15 protein-coding genes are annotated in these 17,812 nt (G+C 48.8%); 6 read left to right on the top strand and 9 right to left on the bottom strand.

Features of this window, described 5'->3' with window-relative positions; all coding sequences use genetic code 11:
• Nucleotides 1–166 precede the first annotated feature (166 nt).
• Entirely contained in the window at nt 167–1,069 is a 903-nt protein-coding gene (locus SYN6312_RS06410) for a WD40 repeat domain-containing protein (protein ID WP_156804749.1), read from the top strand.
• A gap of 5 nt (nt 1,070–1,074) precedes the next feature.
• Nucleotides 1,075–2,133, top strand: coding sequence for a WD40 repeat domain-containing protein (locus tag SYN6312_RS06405; protein ID WP_015124047.1), 1,059 nt, complete (start codon nt 1,075–1,077; stop codon nt 2,131–2,133).
• A 364-nt stretch (nt 2,134–2,497) separates the two neighbouring features.
• Here the strand turns inward: SYN6312_RS06405 and ispE are convergent, their stop codons facing one another.
• The 9 genes from ispE to SYN6312_RS06360 form a co-directional block, all read right to left on the bottom strand.
• On the bottom strand, nt 2,498–3,436 hold the full coding sequence (gene ispE, locus SYN6312_RS06400) for a 4-(cytidine 5'-diphospho)-2-C-methyl-D-erythritol kinase (RefSeq protein ID WP_015124046.1): 939 nt from the start codon (nt 3,434–3,436) through the stop codon (nt 2,498–2,500).
• A 90-nt stretch (nt 3,437–3,526) separates the two neighbouring features.
• Nucleotides 3,527–4,426: an ion channel gene (locus SYN6312_RS06395; RefSeq protein WP_015124045.1), complete on the bottom strand. Its 900-nt coding sequence runs from the start codon at nt 4,424–4,426 to the stop codon at nt 3,527–3,529.
• An 826-nt stretch (nt 4,427–5,252) separates the two neighbouring features.
• Complete coding sequence (locus SYN6312_RS06390) at nt 5,253–5,894, bottom strand: LON peptidase substrate-binding domain-containing protein (protein ID WP_015124044.1); 642 nt, start codon at nt 5,892–5,894, stop codon at nt 5,253–5,255.
• Nucleotides 5,895–6,281: 387 nt separating this feature from the next.
• Nucleotides 6,282–6,611, bottom strand: coding sequence for a hypothetical protein (locus SYN6312_RS06385; RefSeq protein WP_015124043.1), 330 nt, complete (start codon nt 6,609–6,611; stop codon nt 6,282–6,284).
• A gap of 220 nt (nt 6,612–6,831) precedes the next feature.
• Nucleotides 6,832–7,620 (bottom strand): fatty acid desaturase, encoded by a 789-nt coding sequence (locus SYN6312_RS06380; protein WP_015124042.1) that lies wholly within the window; start codon nt 7,618–7,620, stop codon nt 6,832–6,834.
• 247 nt (nt 7,621–7,867) lie between these two features.
• Nucleotides 7,868–8,827: an orange carotenoid-binding protein gene (locus SYN6312_RS06375; RefSeq protein ID WP_015124041.1), complete on the bottom strand. Its 960-nt coding sequence runs from the start codon at nt 8,825–8,827 to the stop codon at nt 7,868–7,870.
• 304 nt (nt 8,828–9,131) lie between these two features.
• A complete protein-coding gene (locus SYN6312_RS06370; RefSeq protein WP_041430665.1) occupies nt 9,132–9,728 on the bottom strand; it encodes a thylakoid membrane photosystem I accumulation factor in 597 nt (198 codons plus the stop codon).
• Between the two features lie 201 nt (nt 9,729–9,929).
• Nucleotides 9,930–12,869 (bottom strand): aminomethyl-transferring glycine dehydrogenase, encoded by a 2,940-nt coding sequence (gene gcvP / locus SYN6312_RS06365; protein WP_015124039.1) that lies wholly within the window; start codon nt 12,867–12,869, stop codon nt 9,930–9,932.
• A gap of 96 nt (nt 12,870–12,965) precedes the next feature.
• Nucleotides 12,966–13,637, bottom strand: coding sequence for a Fe2+-dependent dioxygenase (locus SYN6312_RS06360; protein WP_015124038.1), 672 nt, complete (start codon nt 13,635–13,637; stop codon nt 12,966–12,968).
• Nucleotides 13,638–13,997: 360 nt separating this feature from the next.
• Between SYN6312_RS06360 and efeO the strand changes: the two genes are divergently transcribed.
• The 4 genes from efeO to SYN6312_RS06340 all read left to right on the top strand — a co-directional run bounded on the left by efeO (nt 13,998) and on the right by SYN6312_RS06340 (nt 17,509).
• Complete coding sequence (efeO, locus tag SYN6312_RS06355; protein ID WP_015124037.1) at nt 13,998–14,975, top strand: iron uptake system protein EfeO; 978 nt, start codon at nt 13,998–14,000, stop codon at nt 14,973–14,975.
• Complete coding sequence (efeB, locus tag SYN6312_RS06350) at nt 14,968–16,224, top strand: iron uptake transporter deferrochelatase/peroxidase subunit (protein WP_015124036.1); 1,257 nt, start codon at nt 14,968–14,970, stop codon at nt 16,222–16,224. Before efeO ends, efeB begins: the two co-directional genes overlap by 8 nt.
• 83 nt (nt 16,225–16,307) lie before the next feature.
• Nucleotides 16,308–16,565, top strand: coding sequence for a hypothetical protein (locus SYN6312_RS06345; protein WP_041431235.1), 258 nt, complete (start codon nt 16,308–16,310; stop codon nt 16,563–16,565).
• A 77-nt stretch (nt 16,566–16,642) separates the two neighbouring features.
• Nucleotides 16,643–17,509, top strand: coding sequence for an alpha/beta fold hydrolase (locus SYN6312_RS06340; RefSeq protein WP_015124034.1), 867 nt, complete (start codon nt 16,643–16,645; stop codon nt 17,507–17,509).
• Nucleotides 17,510–17,812: the final 303 nt, after the last annotated feature.

Here is a 17,812-nt window from a genome sequence, read left to right as displayed (position 1 = left end):
ACAATAACTTAGGATTATCATATTGTCTCTACACGTTTGATCTGGCATTCGTTGTTATTGATTGTGTCAATTTTGGAGTCGGCAGTTGCAACACTATTTGATTCTTTCATTATTATTGCCTAGAGTTGGCAGCGCAGGGCCGGGATTAGCTAAGGTGATCACGCCCATGCCCCAGCAGATTGCGGTTGCTCAAAGTCCCTTAACCGTTAAAATCCAATTCCAGGGCAGTTCCGTAGGCTTAAACCGCATTTACTTCAGTCCCGATGGACAAACCCTAGTTACCGCCTCCGCCGATGGGGTTGCATCTGTGTGGAATTTACAGGGCGAGGCCTTGGTGAGGTTGTCGGGACAAAAACCCCCCATGTTCAATGCTCGATTTTCTCCAGATGGTAAGGTCATTCTCACAACGGGCTATGATGGCACAGTTTGGCTCTGGAATCTACAGGGAGAGGTGCTGGAAAAATTTGAACCTCACCGGGCTGCGACTGCCGATGCTCTCCTCAGTCCAAATGGGAAGGTTGTTGTCACCGCTTCGGATGATGGGCAAACCCTCATATCAAACCCCAAGGGTACTCGCTTGGCGGGGATCCTTAAACCGGGAACAGCCCGCAATTTGGCCTATTCTCCCACCCGTCCACTGATTGCCAGTGTCTCCGATAGTGGAATGCTGTACTTCTTGAACCCTAATGGCGAAATTCAACGAGAGGTGCAAACTGGCCAGGGGCGGATGAATCATGTCCGGTTCAGTCCAAACGGTAACTTTGTGATTACATCCGGGACAGATGGCTCAGCTAAACTCTGGAGCTTAGATGGTTCCTTTGTGGTGGAATTTAAGGCGGCCAACTCGGGTTGGGTCAATGGCACTGATTTCCATTTTCGAGGGTTCCATGTTGCCACTGCTAGTGATGACGGTATTTTACGGCTTTGGACTGTAGATGGTCGTTTAATCCAAAGTTTGCCCCTTGGAGAAAACAACAAATTAACCAGCTTAAATTTCTCCTCCGATGGCAAGCACTTAGCTGTGACCAGTAATAAAGGGCAAGTGTGGATTTTGGATGTCTCGTTGTAATTGTAATGATGCGGTCAAAACTACCTGTGAATAAAACCGTGAATAAAAAGTTATTAGCAAAATTCGCATTAGGGTTTGGGTTTGGCCTGGGTATGCTGGGGGTTTTGCCTGTTTTGGCCCCATTTCCAGCAACATCAACCCCACTGTTTTTGAGTCGGCGCAATACCCAGGCCAAATTAGAAGTCATAAAACAGTTTCAGGGCCATCAACTGACGGGAGAAGCCATTATTCAAATTCATTACAGTCGGGATGGCCGCTATTTACTCTCTACAGCTACCGATGGCCTGGCCAAGCTTTGGACTGGGGATGGCACATTGGTGCGGGAATTTCCTGGACAGCCTCTAGCCATGCTGTTTAATGGGCAATTTAACTCCGATGCTAGTCGAATTGTGACGGCCAGCTATGACGGGACGGTGCGGATCTGGAGCTTGTCAGGCCTGGTCTTAAAAGAACTCCGGGGCCATTCTTCCGGGGCCACAGATGTCCGATTTGTGGGGCCAGGGGTGGTTTCCAGTTCCGATGATGGCAGCATTAAATTTTGGTCAATGGATGGAACCGCTTGGTCAAGCCTAACCCGGCCTGGGGTGAGTCGCAATATGGATTTGTCTCCCAATGGTGACTTAATTGCTGTAACTCAAGACATTGGCACCATTACATTGCTCAATCCTAAGGCTGAGGTTGTCAAGACCATTCAGACTGGCCAGGGACGCTTAAATAGTGTCAACTTTAGTGCGGATGGTCAACGCTTAGTTACGGCTGGATTTGACGGCACAGCCAGGGTATTTAACTTAGATGGTAGAGAACTTCTCAAACTCAAAGTCCTAGAGAAAGGCTGGGTCACTGGAGCTGCTTTTAGCCGCGATAACTTAATTGCCACTGTTTCAGATGACGGAGTTTTACGGCTTTGGGACGTTCAAGGCACCTTACTCGACAGCTACAATCCCAACTTGGAACGCTTGGGCAGTGTTGCATTTCATCCCAATGGCCATGATCTAGCCGTAGCGGCCTACCACGGGACTATTATTTTGCTCAAACTCAATAACCATAGTCATTTCAATAAATAATGGGACAAACGATAGATAGTTGCATGACCGACTTGGGCGAGCTTTGCTGCACCTCCAGTAGGCTAACCCCAAGGCTTGAAGAAGAGTTTTGCGGCTTGAGTAACCTGGCTGTTGGAGATAGGAGATACCCCTTGGCGTAAATCCAGGCTGTAGCTCATGACGATAGTAGAAGACTAGCAACAATAGTTGAGGTATCGCTCTTGTATTTCCATTGTCTCACGATTAACTGGAATGACCCTATCACAAAAGCAATGCTTGGCCTGTCCAATAACACTCTTACGAGAGCTTGCCCTTATGCACTTAACCGATAGCCTTGGGCCATCATCCAAACCATAAACTCAAGCCAGCTAGCAATCTGATTCACTTAGGCCTGGGCGACCAACCGCACCCCATGGGGACAAGTCTGAGCCAGCCAAATATCCAGGCCCTGATCCGCAAATTGCCCTTGTACCTGAGTTTTGATCATTTCGGCTTGGACTTGAGATTCGGCAATGGCAAAAACGGTCGGCCCCGAACCGGACATCATTGCGGCCATGGCCCCAGCGTCAATAAAGGCCTGGCGTAATTGGGCAACTAAGGGATATTCAGGCAAAACAATCGCTTCAAAATCGTTATGGAGAGCCTGGGCCAAGGTGGGAATGTTTTTCTGACTCAGGGCCTGGAGGAGTTCCCGAGAGCCGTCTTGTTGTCGTTTTTGTTCCTGCTGGGCTACTGTCTGGGCATAACTAGCTCCATAGGTCTGGCGATAGGTTTGATAGGCCCAGGGTGTCGAAACACTGATGTTGGTGAACTTGCCCAGTAATAGCACCACATGGTCTAAATCCGGCAAGGGTGTAAGATCATCCCCCCGACCCAAGGCCAAGGCTGTACCTCCACCAATACAGAATGGGACATCGGCCCCCAACTGCCCACCCAGGCCTTGTAATTCACCTTGGGTTAAGCCTAAATCCCACAGAAGATCCAGACCTACCAAAACCGCCGCTGCATCCGTTGACCCCCCCGCCAGGCCAGCCCCAATCGGAATTCGTTTATCAATATGAATCTCAACCCCCCCGTGGCCGGGAAACTGGGATTGCATCAGGGCCGCAGCTTTGTAGGCTAAATTCATCGAGTTAGTCGGGACTTGGGGATGATCGCAGGTGAGAACAATCACTTCTTGAGACAGGGGGGTGAGGTTAATGCCATCCGCCAAGGTTACAGCCTGCATCACCATGACGAGTTCATGATAGCGGGGGTCTGGGAGATAGGAACCCACAATTTGCAAAAACAGATTAATTTTGGCAGGGGCAATCAGACAATACACGGCAGTTCTATCACACAGATTAGGGGGCGGGCCTGGGGATTCTCCCAGTCATTCCTGGATTATCCTCCCATAGTTGTTGACCGGATCGCATCAGACCAATGGAGGACTGCTTAAATCCGGGCGAGTTTGGTGGAAGCGGCGTAAGTCCAAGTACAACTGCCCTTGGCGATTGCGGACTAAAACATCTTCAAAACGTTGTCCCCAGAGAATCCGTTCTGGTAAGTAGGCGTGGCGAGCATGAATATTATTGACCAGGGTTTCATCAACACCCGTTAAGGTCACTAGCAAAGATAGGCTATATTTTTCCATCCATTCCGGGCTAATGGCAGCGATGGGGCTATCAGCAGTAATCGGGTGAAGAGCCAACCAAGTGAGACCAAAAACTGGCGATTGATGGCGAATCAGGGGCAAATTATAAAAGCGGCGCAGACTTTCTCCTTCTTGGGTGACTTCATTCAGAAGAGCAACTAATTTTATTTGGGCCTCGAGGATATGACTCCCCCGTTGATTGGCCATCCGAAACATTAAAGTTGGCACACCATTGTGATTTGCAATCAAAGCGGCTTGACTAAAAAGTACCCGAGCAGTGGGCCGAGCAAAGCGGGAAAAAACCAGGCCTGTCATGACGGCAAACCCTAATAATCCCGTTAATACCTCCACCGAAACCACAATATGGGCATAGTCGGTGACTGGAGCCATAACCCCATAGCCAACAGTACCAATCGTTTGCACACTAAAGAAAAAGGCATCGCCAAAGTGTCCCGGCCGGGAGTTGCTAATACAATTTCCCCCCAAAAGATACAGTTCAGCAAACAGACAATTGACCAGAAAAAACAAACTGACGGCAAAAACAAAAAAGATCGGCCAGGAAATAGACAGTAACAGATGATAGGGATCTGCCAAGGGAGAGGGTGCACCGCGGCGAGGAATCCGAATTCTGCCATCGGGAGTTAAGGGCGTATTGGTTTGACCGACAATGCTCCTCGTCAACTTGCACCTCCATTACCTGTATCTCTACCGCATCCAATCCCCATAAAAGGCATTCCCAGTCCTGAAACTGGCCTGTAATTTTGCTGCGTTTTGCCTCCCAAGTTAGTTTGTCAGCTTTACCCCTCATTCAGCATCACCTCCTGACCCAATACCTCGGACGAGGACAGGGGCAGTCTGCAAAAATTACTCTACAATACAGGGTTTCACAACCATCTTAGGGATAATTCAAACCTCTATAGGTGCCGTATTAGCTGCTGCCATATCTGCCTTTAAGGTTCTCACTGGCTCATACGCATCTTCCCGCAAAATTGCCTGATCATCTGATATTCATGCCATGCCAGCAGGAGCTTGTAGCCTTAACTAGGGTTATAAAGTTTATACTGCCTTAACTTATCAAGAACTAATACCATAGGGCACATCTCTAGCCGTAGGGTCAGCCCAAAACTCAACCATTTGCCAACCACTCGGACGGACGGAATCTGGGGATAACAGGATACCGACCTTCCTTAAATTTCATTTTCACATAATAAAATATTAATCGCTGCCCACTTACATCAACGCTTTAACCAATGACCTCTTCAAACCATAACCCGTACCGTTGAAAGCCACCAACTTCTTCAGTAAATTGCCTCCATGCCATAATCTCCGGATTCACATAACTCTATTGTCTCTCAACTGAAAAAATGTGAGCATTACCATATTGCCGAGTTTTCCGAAGCATTTGAGGTGTATTTGCCCAATGTTTAGCAATGTGCTTTGAGTCAAGAACTAAATTCATCCACCGCCCCTAAATGGGGTCTGCCAAAATAGATGCTAAATAAAGTCTTTAGGCATTAAAGGTATCTTTGAGAACTGTGCGGGCCGCCAAATGATTCCGGGTTGTGGTCAAAATCTCTGCTTCTCGCTGTAATCGTTCAGCAGTGACTTGCATTTCTAAGAGTTTTTGTTGCTCTCCAGCCACGCCATGAAAATTACTGGCAATCCAGAAGGATAGTTCCCGCGGGAGTTGGGGTAGGTCTGGGGGGAGTTGAATACTCTGCTCGGTTAGTTTGGAAGATAAACGCACCACATCCTCTAGTAACTGCCGCACCTCCAGGCCCAGGGGAGCTAAATCATCCACAACCGGCTCATCTTCAATCCACTCCACCAGGCCAACCCGATAGGGCTTTTCCCGGACATAATCTAAAACTCGAAACCGTTGCTGTCCGAGACATTCAATCACCATTCGATCATCGGGTAATCGCTCATAACGGAGAACCTCAGCACAGCAACCCACACTGGCCGGGCGACCGGATTGTTGATCCCACATTAAAACCCCAAAGCGGCGATCCTCCTCAAGAATAGTGTTCATCATAATTCGGTAGCGAAACTCAAAAATGTGGAGTGGTAGGGGGCGGCCGGGAAATAGGACAACTTCCGGCAGGGGAAATAGGGGCAATTCACGCACAGCAATGGAGGAAAACGCCATACCGAGGATGCGACCGAAAACAGGACAATAGTTCTTACTCTATCGCATTTAATTCAAGGGCATCGGTGGATTTGCATAGACTGAAAGACTGAAGACCCATTGCGGATACCTTGAAAATACTCGCCATTGTGATCACAACCGGGGTGGTAGGATTGCCCCTTAAGAGCCAGCCCTCTAAAGAAGGGAATAAATCAAGATTTTGCCCCATCAGTAATGCTGATAGAGTTCTATGGCTCTCAAAGAAATCTGTGTTATGCCCTACCCATAATCGAGACATTGGCCAAGAGACCAGCTAAACACCGTTACTGTATCTAGCCAGGATCAGAGCCGGGGGTAAGATTCAATTAAACGTCTATTGGCCAAGAACAGTCTGGGCTGGATTTAGGGTCACATCCGGGCAAGAACCGTAACTTTGGTTAATTTATCCTCCTCTAACCCCTTGAGTTCCTCAACCAGCAGCCACCCCTCCTTCACTAGGCGAGCCAGGACAAAGATGAGAACAGAGTATTCATCCTCATATTTCCCTTCGATGTCATAGCGTCTCGCACTTAAAAAGTCATGGAGCTTCCAGAGATCGTCTAGGGTGGTCACGCCATTGGCCTGGTGAGAAACCTCCAACATGAGGGATGCAATTTCTCGCTCACGGGCTAACTTGAGGCTGGCTTGGGCAACTGCTTTCTCCTTCTCGGACCAACCAGTATCTTTTATTTGAAGCATTAATTTTATCGTCCATAAATTGTTTTATATTCAGTCAGATAGCCTGAGTTGTTAAATTATAATAAGTTTTGTCTCATAATTCTATGGTGTTCATAGAGCGCATCTCATCAACATTAAGGCCAGAACCGTTATGAGCCAGGATAAGAATGTCAGTTGCTCCCATAGGTAGCGAGAATTCTAACTACGTTTAAGGTTGAGAGCGGCTGTGTCGAGGAGCCTTTTACTGGTTAACGGTGTTTGTCGTCCTGGCAACTCTTTCTGGCTCAGTACGGACTAAGGGTAGACGATACCAAGGGATATGGGGAGCCTGGTGGTGTTGCGGATGAAAGGTGCCAAAGTGATAGCAGGAAAGAAAAGAGTAAATTAGCCAGGAGGTTTGCTGGAACTTATTAACTGGCCTGGCAGGGAAGATAGCAAGATTATTGGTTGCTGGCCTGGGCAGGGGACTCTGGCGATGGGGGAGATAAGTCCCAAAGTAAAATAACTGCCATGAACTAAGAATCAGGGGTAAACCCCAAAACACTACCAGGTTTAGCCAGGCCACCTGAAACCAGAAATGTAATATTAAGCCAATCCCAAGACTCAGCCCCCCGAAAATCAGCAGTTGCCTACCGGATAGGTATTCGCCAATAAATTTTCGGTACCACTGCACCACATGAACATCAACCCCATTGTGAAAATCTGGGTCTCCAACCTGGCCTGGAGCAGCATGATGTTGCCAGTGATTACCACAACATTGGTCATAGGGCAAAAAGGCATATAAACCAACCGCAATGCGCCCAATCCAGACCTTAAGCCACTGATGCTGTTGGGGGAAAGAACTAGCGTGAATTGCATCATGGGCTGTAATAAATAGGCCTGTATGCAAGAATGTCCGCCCCCAAACAGCCGCACCAATCCAAATCGGTGAGACCTGATCAAGGGGCATCATTAGGGTTAAGCCGAAGCTAGTGAACCAAAGACCAATCAGGCCAATTGCGACAAATAACCCACCTAAATTTTCTTGCATATGGTCTTGTTTTTGTCCTGCTCGGCACTGCTTAATATATTCGAGATATAGTCAGCCTTAATTCTCACTGGTCAAAGCAGCAAAATGATGTAAAAAAAGACGCTCTTCATTCGGAGCGCCCTCTCTGGACTGACCACAATTGATCAGGTCAATTCCCTTACATAGATGACTTCAGATAGGTTTTCACCCAAAACTTATCTAGGCTGATTGTGTTCCTGTCAATTGTGGGTCTTCCGAGAAGATTGGCCTAACGGGACAGGTTTAATAGCTCTTTGGGTGAGGCCAGGAGATCAATCGCCACAAAGAAGATTTTATTATCGGGAGTCAGTAGAAATCGCCAGGCAATATTCATCCCAACTCCAGCCCCAAACCAGGGAGTTTGTACTTTACCTGTGATTTTGATCTGGGTATAGCCTTCATCCGCTGGCTCGGAAACACCACGTTCTGGGAGTAAGACTAGATTTTGGCAGTCTTCCTTAAAGAACCGGAGAATGGCATCTTTCCCCACAATCGGCCGTTGGAAGGGGGGTTGCAGAGCACTGCCTTCAGCAAACAGGTCAATTAAAGCATCAAAGTCATTGGCATTGAGGTTGTTCATGTAAGCTAAAACGACAGGATTATTCACCCCCTCAATTTTGACTTGGCTGCGCTGGGATAGATCTTTGGGGGCTTCAAGTGGCTCAGCAACCCGGGTATAGGTTCCAAGTTTATTGATGTCAAAACCCATATCAACCACGGAGTTGCGCAAAATCGTAATCTGCTGCCCAGAATCGGCTTCCCTGAGGGTTTGCAACACGGCGGCGGCATTGGCAGACAGTTGATACCCAGCCGGAATCGGGGCGACAATTCCTTGCTCCATCCATTGACCGAGTTGGAACCAGAAGCCTAGCTTGATATTGACCGACCAAGTGGCATAGGTGCGGCAGATGGGAGTGTCTGCATGGTTTGCTAAATCAAACATCACCTGGGTTTGTTCCTGAAAAGACATTTGCCGGATTTGGGCCAAGATCGGCTCGGCAAATTGCATTCTGGCAGCCCCTGGAGCAGCAATGGTGACTGTTTTACCCATTTCCAGATAGGCAAACCAAATCCACGCTAGTTGATCTTCGATGCTGAGCTGATTAAACCGAGCAATCGTAGCTGGCACAATATCAGCAGCAAGTGTTTTTGAAAAAATGCCTCGGGCTGAATCAACTGTATATGGCATAACAATAACCTTGATGAAAATTAACTCTTGATAAACCCTAAGCCTCACACTATGTGTATTGTCTCATGGCGACTAGCACAGAACGCCTATAGTCCCAGATAAACTTCTCAGGTGGGATGTGATTGACCTAAGGCTAGAGTTTTCAGGGCAGAATAACTCAGTGATCACCCGATCAGAAATGCCCATCAGAGTTCGATCCTTCTCGAATAGGTTCTAGAGTTCTATGGATCCAAATCTGGTAAAAGACAGTCTTGATCTGGAATGTTATGGATGTTGTTAGCGGCTCAGCCAAAGGCCAGACTGGTTAGTTACGCCCTGAAAGCTCGACATTAATTTCATTAACTGGGCGGGGTTTTAGCTCTAAGGATTGGGTGCGGGGCAATAAATTAAAGACGTCCCGAAACTTGTCATCAATCACGGCAAAGTCAACGTTACCGGCCTGGTTGAACACTATTTTGCCTGTAGCATCTAACAGGACTGTTTGGGGAACCAGGCCTTGGTAGTAATAGCCCGGTTCGCTGGAGTTATAGCTGGTTTGGGGGGGGATTGAATCCACATCAATCGGGATAAAGTCAGCGGCGCGCCCGTAGTAGGACTGTAGTTGGGAAACGACAGTGGTATAGGCTTTACAATCACTACTGTCATTGATGTAATAAACCAGTAAGGTGGGTTGAGCACGTTGTAGAGATTGGGCTAAGGTGACGCGGGGCGGCACAAGGGAGCCATTTCCGCCGTAGAGGGCGAATATATTTCCATCGAAATGATCGTCCGTTAGACCAGCCCAGGCCGGGTGATTTAAGCTCCCCATTCCCCAAAGCACCACACAGATGAGCAAGGTAATCATGACTTCGCCGCATCTACGCCGTAAGGATGACTGTGGGAAAAATTGCCGAAATGCCATAGAATACCCAGTTTTTGGCTACATTATTTCCACTTTACCCCAGAGCTTTGCCGCTTCGGAGCCGGGAGAGCTTTTCTAAGGTAGCTTAGGGTTGATTTGTGAACTCGCTGGGGGGGCCTGGATAAAAGAAAGTAGGCCTGATAGCTAGGTTGATAGGCCGTCATTTGACCTGGTGATCCGAACTCCTAGACTGAATGATGCTTACTCTAAGCTTGGAGCATACTCATTCAGGGATGGACAAGTACAGACTAAATTTCGATCCCCGTAGGCATTGTCAATCCGACTCACAGCCGGCCAGAATTTATAGGTCTTTGTCCACTCGGCTGGGTAAGCAGCTTTTTCGCGGCTGTAGGGCCGATCCCAGGTATCACTAGTCACAACACGGGCGGGGTGAGGGGCAAATTTCAGGACATTGGCCTGGCGGTCGGCTACTCCCGTTTCAATCTCGGCAATTTCGGCCCGAATGGCAATCATGGCCTCACAGAAACGATCTAATTCGGCTTGAGATTCACTTTCGGTGGGTTCAACCATCATGGTGCCAGCTACAGGCCAGGACACTGTAGGAGCATGAAAACCGTAGTCCATCAAGCGTTTGGCAATATCTTCAACTTCAATCCCTGCGGATTTTTTCAGGGGGCGTAAATCCAAAATACATTCATGGGCGACTCGGCTATTGGTTCCGGTGTAAAGAATTGGGTAATAGGGAGCCAAACGGGTTGCCACGTAATTGGCGTTGAGAATGGCAATTTGGGTGGCCTGGGTCAGTCCCCTCGCTCCCATCATTTTGATGTACATCCAAGAAATCGGCAGAATACTAGCACTCCCCCAAGGGGCTGCTGTCACCGGCCCTAAATGACTCCCATCCTGATTTTGAATTAAGGGATGACTGGGTAAAAATGGAATTAAATGGGCCGCAACCCCAATTGGCCCCACCCCCGGCCCACCGCCCCCGTGGGGAATACAAAAAGTTTTATGCAGATTGAGATGACAGACATCGGCCCCAAAATCACCCGGACGGCATAGGCCCACTTGGGCATTCATATTCGCCCCATCTAGATAAACCTGACCGCCGTAACGATGAATGATCTGGCAAATCTGGCGGATTTCCGTTTCAAAAACCCCGTGGGTAGAGGGGTAGGTAATCATCAAGGCGGCTAAGTTTTGCTGATGTTTTTCAGCTTTAGCCATTAAATCTTGGACATCAATATTCCCCTGCTCATCACAATTAACAGGTACAACGATCATTCCGGCCATGACCGCGCTAGCTGGATTTGTCCCATGGGCTGAGGCGGGAATTAAGCAGATTTGGCGATGCTGGGCACCCCGGCTGTGGTGGTATTCCCGAATGACTAGTAATCCAGCGTATTCCCCTTGGGAGCCAGCATTGGGTTGTAAGGAGACTCCGGCAAAGCCAGTAATTTCCGCCAGCATCACCTCCAGTTCCTTAAAAAGCTTCTGATAGCCTTGGGTTTGACTAAGAGGGGCAAAGGGATGAATTTGGGCAAATTCTGGCCAGGTGATGGGTAACATTTCAGCCGTAGCATTGAGCTTCATCGTGCAGGAACCCAAGGGAATCATGGAGGTGGTTAGGGATAGATCCTGGGCCTGGAGGCGATGAATATAGCGTAAAAGTTCGTGTTCAGACTGATAGCGATTAAAAACGGCCTGGGTTAGATAAGGGGTTTGCCGCATCAAATAGTCTGGCCAGGCCTGGTTCTTGACACCTTGGATGAGGGCATCTAAAGAAATACTCTGTTCTGGGGCAAAGATCGAAAGTAAATCCCTAATATCGGCCAGGGTGGTGGTTTCATCTAGGCTAATGGTAATCCAGGCCTGGGAAGTTTCCATGTAGTGGAGATTAATTTCCATCGCCTCAGCCCGTTGTTTAATCCTGTGCAGGTCTGTTGCCGTAGTCGCAATCTGAACCGTGTCAAAAAAGCAGTCATGGACTAATTGAAAGCCAGCTTGTTCTAGGCCTTGAGCTAAAACTTGGGTCAAACCATGAATCCGGGTGGCAATATTTTTTAAGCCTTGAGGGCCGTGATAGACCGCGTACAGACTGGCCATCACCGCTAACAAAACCTGGGCGGTACAGATGTTACTGGTCGCTTTTTCTCGACGAATATGTTGCTCACGGGTCTGCAGGGCCAGGCGATAGGCCGGTTTTCCCGTTACATCATGGGATAGGCCCACCAAGCGGCCGGGAATTTGCCGTTTGTAAGCATCTTTAGTAGCAAAAAAAGCGGCATGGGGGCCCCCATAGCCCAAAGGTACACCCAGGCGTTGGCTACTCCCCACGGCAATATCAGCCCCTAATTCACCGGGTGGGGTCAATAACGTTAGGGCCAGTAAATCTGTGGCCACCGTAACAATGACCCCTTGCGCCTTAGCTTTAGCGATGACGTTCTGATAATCACAAACCAGGCCATCACTGGCTGGATATTGGAGCACCAGGCCAAAGGTAGGAATTTGAAAGTCCTCTGTTGTAGGATCACCGACAATCACCTCTAGTCCGAGGGGTTTGGCCCGAGTTTGGATCACGGCAATGGTTTGGGGATGGCAATTCGCTGCGACGAAAAAGCGATGGCAGTTTTTATGGGGAGACACCGTCAGGCTCAAACTCATGGCTTCGGCAGCGGCGGTGGCTTCATCCAAGAGGGAGGCATTGGCAATATCCAGGCCCGTCAAATCGGTCACGAGGGTTTGGAAATTAAACAAGGCTTCTAAGCGTCCCTGGGCAATCTCGGCCTGGTAGGGGGTGTATTGGGTGTACCAGCCAGGATTTTCGAGAATATTCCGTTGAATCACCGGCGGCGTAATGCAGTTGTAATACCCCAGGCCCATGAAAGACCGCCAGACTTGATTTTGACCCGCAATGGTGTTTAGGCTCTGTAAAGCATCCGACTCAGATAGGGCAGCGGGTAGATTAAGGGGTTGTTGGCGGTAAATATCGGCTGGAATTGTCTCGGCCATTAATTCATCAAGGCTTAAGGCCCGATTTGGACTCACTGTCGCCAGCATAGCTGCAACTTCTGCCTGGGTTGGGCCAATATGGCGGGGGATAAAGGAACTGGAATTTAAACTGATTAACTGTTCTAGAGCCAAAGAATGACGCTGCCTGTGGGGAACCGCTTGTGTCATGGGAGTCGTGAATAGAAGAAAGGAATTGTTAATCTATCGTTACAGTGTAGCTCCCAGGCCTGGAAATGGGCGATGACGAGATCCCAGGATTGCACCTTAGAGTTCTGCCCACTGGCGGAGGAGATTAGCATGGGTTTTGGTCAGCAGATCAAATTCTGGAGTTTTGCCCTCTTTCCCAAACATAGTCCGCCGCACTGTATCCAAATCAAACAAAATTTCCCGGTAACTGGCATCTCGGACTAAACTTTGAACCCAACCAATGGCCGCCAACCTAACTCCTGTGGCAACGGGTTCAACGCGGTGGAGAGTCGAGGCGGGATAAAGCACCATTTGATTGATGTCTAACTTAATGGCCTCTTCCCCCTGGTGGGTTTCAATCACCAATTCACCGCCTCCATAACTAGTGGGAGAATTCAGGAACAGGGTAAAAGCCAAGTCCGATCGCAGGGGCAAAGAATCTCCCATGATGGCATTATCCACATGAAGACCGTAATACATCCCAGGCCCATACCGACTAAACAGCACCGGGCTAATGGTTTTGGGTAGGGCGGCCATTTGAAAAAGCTCATGGCGATTCAGGGCTGTTTTGACCATGGCCTGGAGATTTTCTTGAGCTGGGGCCTGACTAGAGAGTTGAGTATTGTTTTTGACCAAACGGGCATACCAGCCTGCTGTAGTCGCGCCACTGACAAATTCCCCTGCTGTAAGTTGCAAATTTATTGACTCTAGCTCATGCTCCAAAAGCACATTAGCAAGATTAATTATCATAGCGACAGTTCTAGAAAAGTAGATAATAAATATTTTACAGGCGAATTGTAAGTCAAAACCTCTGAAATTGCCCATGGTACTCTCGGCAAAAGGGTTCCGCACAATGTTCAAGTGGAGTCCTGCAAACACAATCTAGGTCTCATGTTGAATTAAATTTTGCAGACATCTATCACCATGTAGATTGACATTGAACACCGAATGAACTCCTAGTCTGGGTCTGCCTTCATTAATTCCTTCCCACAAGGCTCCGCAAGGGAATGACAGTTTACAGACATTAAAGGTTGAGTTATTATTGCAAATAATTCTTACTTAAGAGATGCCACGGCTATTTGTCTCTTATTATTTGTGCTGGAAAATATTATGTCTCGCAAAACAAAGCTATGGTTGGGAGTTGGAACCTATGTCCTGACGGGGCTAACACCCGTTCTGCAACTGCCCCTAGATGCTGCCCTCTCTCCCGTCATGGCCCAATCAGCCCCAGTCACGGTTGATCCCTGTCGCAAGGGCCTGGGCGGGGAAGGCGGCCGAGGGGTTAGTGAAGGGGGAGAAGGGGGAGAATCTGGCAGTCAGTCAGCTACCCTCAATCCCGCGATTCAGCCCCAAGAATTGCAGCAAGCGGTGGATCAATATAAAGCCTATGTTTTGGCAGAAACCAATCGCCTCCTCACGGATAGCAAGGTCTTTACGGAGCGGGTTATAGCTGGAGACTTAGCCGGAGCCCAGGCCATGTATGCACCTTCTCGTTTGGGGTGGGAACGGATTGAGCCGATTGCTGAGTCCTTTGCTGAGTTTGATCGCTCCATTGATGCGCGGGTAGATGATTTTAAGGGTGAAGATGATCCGGAGTTTACTGGCTTTCACCGGATTGAGATGGGCCTGTTCAAGTACAACACCACCAAAGGCTATGCCGGTTTCGCGCAGAAACTCATGACCGACTTAGAAGGGTTAAAAACCTGTATTGTTGCCCTTGAGATTGACCCCAGAGATATGGTGCGGGGGACATCAGAGCTAATTGAAGAAGTTGCCCAAGGCAAAGTTACCGGCGAAGAAGAACGCTATAGCCGCACCGATTTTTGGGCATTCCAGGCCAATGTGGAAGGCTCACAAAAAATTGTCGAGATTCTCCGGCCGCTGATTCAACGGGTTAACCCAACAATTCTGGGGGAAATTGATCAAGACTTTGCCGCGGTCAATCAGGTTTTAGCCAAATATGCTCTGCCCGGCGGTGGCTTTAAGAGTTATGACCAGTTAACTCTCCAAGATAAACAACGGCTGCAAGCGGATCTAGCGCGGCTGGCAGAAAACTTAGCAAAATTACGGGGGGTTATTGGTGTCTAAAGGGTTTACCTCTGGGCCATTGCCCTTAGGGCGGCGGCAGTTTCTTGGGGGCATGGTGACTTTGGCTGGGGTGGGCGCAATGGGGGCTTTTTCTCTCAACTCGGCCCAGGCCAAGACCGTCCCCAGTGACGTAATTCCATTTTTAGGCCCCCATCAAGCTGGGATTGTTACGCCAAATGTGGCCACAGCTTTAGTAGTAGCCTTGGATGTCACCGCCCGCTCAACCCAGGAATTGCAAAAATTATTTCAAATTCTCACCCAGCGGATTGAATTTTTAACCTCCGGTGGAACCTGGCCACCCCTAGAGCCGAAATATCCGCCGACTGGATCTGGAATTTTGGGGCCTGAATTTTCGCCAGATTATCTCACGGTTACAGTTGGGGTGGGAGCCTCCCTGTTTGATGATCGCTATGGCCTGGCGGCTGAGAAACCGATTCATCTCAAGCCAATGCCGAATTTCCCCAATGATCGCCTGGATCCTCAGCTTTGCCATGGGGATTTACTCCTGCAACTTTGCTCTAACCATAATGAAACCAATATTCATGCCTTGCGGGATATTTTGAAGCAGTTGGCAGGCCTGGTGGTTCTCCGTTGGCAAATCTCTGGATTTCAACAACCGGACACCGACCCACACCCGCATCGAACGACCGTCCGGAATTTAATGGGCTTTAAGGATGGAACCGCAAATCCAGACCCCCACGATCAAAACCTGATGAACCGCCTGGTTTGGGTGCAACGCAATAGTAGCGAACCGGCCTGGGCTGTGGGGGGAACCTATCAAGTGGTGCGGGTGATTCGGATGTTTGTCGAGTTTTGGGATCGCACCGCCTTGGAAGAGCAGGAAGAAATTTTTGGCCGGTCGCGGGATTCTGGCGCACCCTTAGGCTACAAACACGAAGAGGATATTCCCGATTACAACCAAGACCCCAAAGGCAAGACTATCTTACTGGATGCCCATATTCGCCTGGCTAATCCCCGAACACCGGCAACAGAGGCAAATCGGATTCTGCGGAAAGGCTTTCATTATTCCCGTGGCGTTGATAAAGCCGGCCAGTTGGACATGGGGCTATTGTTTATGTCCTTTCAGCAGGATTTAGAGCGGGGGTTTGAAACGGTGCAAAATCGCCTCAATGGTGAACCCCTGGAGGAATATATCAAACCCACTGGGGGGGGCTACTTTTTTACGTTACCGGGTGTTCCAACTAAAAACAGTTATTTAGGACAGCCGTTATTGATGGCGTTGGCTTGATTCTGACGATTCCAGATGTCCCATGGGGCCCCAACTCACGGCCGACTACGCTGATAATAGGAGTGCAGTGAGAGATAATGGTCATGCCCAGAACACCCTCAGAATTTTCCGTTCACTTATTTATTGAAGGCGGCCACAAAGAAGAAGTCAGATTTCCCTCTATTCAAGACTTTCAAAAGTGGTACAGCAACGAAGTCATCCCCCGTTCCGACTCCAGTGAGTTTATCTCCGTGCCGATCAAAACCATCCAAGGGGAATATATGGTCATTCGCCCGGCCAAAATCCTCGCCATTCGTGTCGAACCCGTCTTTAGCTCTAGTGTCGATCGCTTCTCCTCTTAGCTCTGGCTAATTTATTCATGATTCTGCCGTAAATGTCCTCCCCCTTCGTTGTCTCTTTTTGTCCGTGAGCCTGTCCTATGTCCGATGTGGTAGTGCGCGGGGTCTCCCATTATTACCAGTGGATTTGTCAAGATGCCTCTGCCAGTTCTGAATACCCCAAACCTGTCATGGTGTTTTTGCATGGGTGGGGTGGCTCTAGTGCCTATTGGCAAACAACTGCAACGGCCTTAGCCCCAGATTTTGACTGCCTCCTCTACGATCTGCGGGGATTTGGACAAAGCCAGTCAGCCCCAAAGGATCAGGACAACCCCCAAGCCTACAATTTGCCTAGTTATGTTATAGACCTCAAGGAATTTTTAGATGGCCTGGGCCTGGAAAAAGTTTATTTGAATGCCCATTCCACCGGAGCCTCCATTGCTGCCCTCTTCCTCAGTCAATATCCCGACCGGGTTTACCAGGCCATCCTCACCTGTAGCGGTATTTTTACCTATGAACCCTTACCCTTCGCCCTCTTTCACCTGATTGGCGGTTATGTTGTCCAGTTTCGGCCCCGCTGGCTCAGTCAAATTCCCGGTGTGGCCCGTTTATTTATGAGTCGGTTTTTAGATCGCCCTATTCCCCAGGCCTGGCAACAGGAGTTTCTAGAAGACTTCCTCCAGGCCAATGGAACGGCCGCCCTTGGGTTAATGTACTCTGCCGTGAGCGAATGGGCTGCGATCCAAATTCCCCAAGCCTTTGCCGGAATCCAAACCCCCACATTGCTCATTTCAGGAGAATTTGATCAAATTATTCCCGCCCCCCTCGGCCAAGCCGCCGCCCAGTTAAACCCCCGCGTCGAGCAAATCGTCATCCCCAAAACCGGCCACTTTCCGATGTTGGAAGATGCTGCAACCTATTTGGCTGTGGTCAATAATTTCCTGAAAGTCCCGCAACCGCACCCCTAAGACAAAATACTTTCCCCACAAATAAATAAATCGGCCCTAGGGAAACAATCAAGCATCTCCCAAAGGTGAAAGGCTTTGCGCCCCCATATCAAATGAAAACGGACTGCCATAGAACTCTCTTAACTCCTAATGATGGCCTTATTATTGACAAGCGGGAAGTCATGTTTCTCAGGATATCAAAATGATCAAAACCACATAATATATTACTAGTCAAGGATGGTGAGTCACCCCGCCGCTTCTGGCATGATGATTAACGTGAGCGTTAAAACTCTGATGATAGATATCAAGTGCTGCCTCATGAAC

The sequence above is a fragment of the Synechococcus sp. PCC 6312 genome (assembly GCF_000316685.1).
In the GTDB taxonomy this organism is placed as follows: domain Bacteria; phylum Cyanobacteriota; class Cyanobacteriia; order Thermosynechococcales; family Thermosynechococcaceae; genus Pseudocalidococcus.
The sequence above is the reverse complement of the archived record's forward strand: the minus strand, read 5'-3'. Positions and strand labels throughout refer to the sequence as shown.

Bases quoted from the DNA above. Each gene is read 5' to 3' on its own strand.
- SYN6312_RS06410 (WP_156804749.1), top strand. From the start codon at position 167: ATGCCCCAGCAGATTGCGGTTGCTCAAAGTCCCTTAACCGTTAAAATC.
- SYN6312_RS06405 (WP_015124047.1), top strand. From the start codon at position 1,075: ATGATGCGGTCAAAACTACCTGTGAATAAAACCGTGAATAAAAAGTTA.
- SYN6312_RS06390 (WP_015124044.1), bottom strand. From the start codon at position 5,894: ATGGCGTTTTCCTCCATTGCTGTGCGTGAATTGCCCCTATTTCCCCTG.
- SYN6312_RS06385 (WP_015124043.1), bottom strand. From the start codon at position 6,611: ATGCTTCAAATAAAAGATACTGGTTGGTCCGAGAAGGAGAAAGCAGTT.
- SYN6312_RS06380 (WP_015124042.1), bottom strand. From the start codon at position 7,620: ATGCAAGAAAATTTAGGTGGGTTATTTGTCGCAATTGGCCTGATTGGT.
- SYN6312_RS06375 (WP_015124041.1), bottom strand. From the start codon at position 8,827: ATGCCATATACAGTTGATTCAGCCCGAGGCATTTTTTCAAAAACACTT.
- SYN6312_RS06370 (WP_041430665.1), bottom strand. From the start codon at position 9,728: ATGGCATTTCGGCAATTTTTCCCACAGTCATCCTTACGGCGTAGATGC.
- gcvP (WP_015124039.1), bottom strand. From the start codon at position 12,869: ATGACACAAGCGGTTCCCCACAGGCAGCGTCATTCTTTGGCTCTAGAA.
- SYN6312_RS06360 (WP_015124038.1), bottom strand. From the start codon at position 13,637: ATGATAATTAATCTTGCTAATGTGCTTTTGGAGCATGAGCTAGAGTCA.
- efeO (WP_015124037.1), top strand. From the start codon at position 13,998: ATGTCTCGCAAAACAAAGCTATGGTTGGGAGTTGGAACCTATGTCCTG.
- SYN6312_RS06345 (WP_041431235.1), top strand. From the start codon at position 16,308: ATGCCCAGAACACCCTCAGAATTTTCCGTTCACTTATTTATTGAAGGC.
- SYN6312_RS06340 (WP_015124034.1), top strand. From the start codon at position 16,643: ATGTCCGATGTGGTAGTGCGCGGGGTCTCCCATTATTACCAGTGGATT.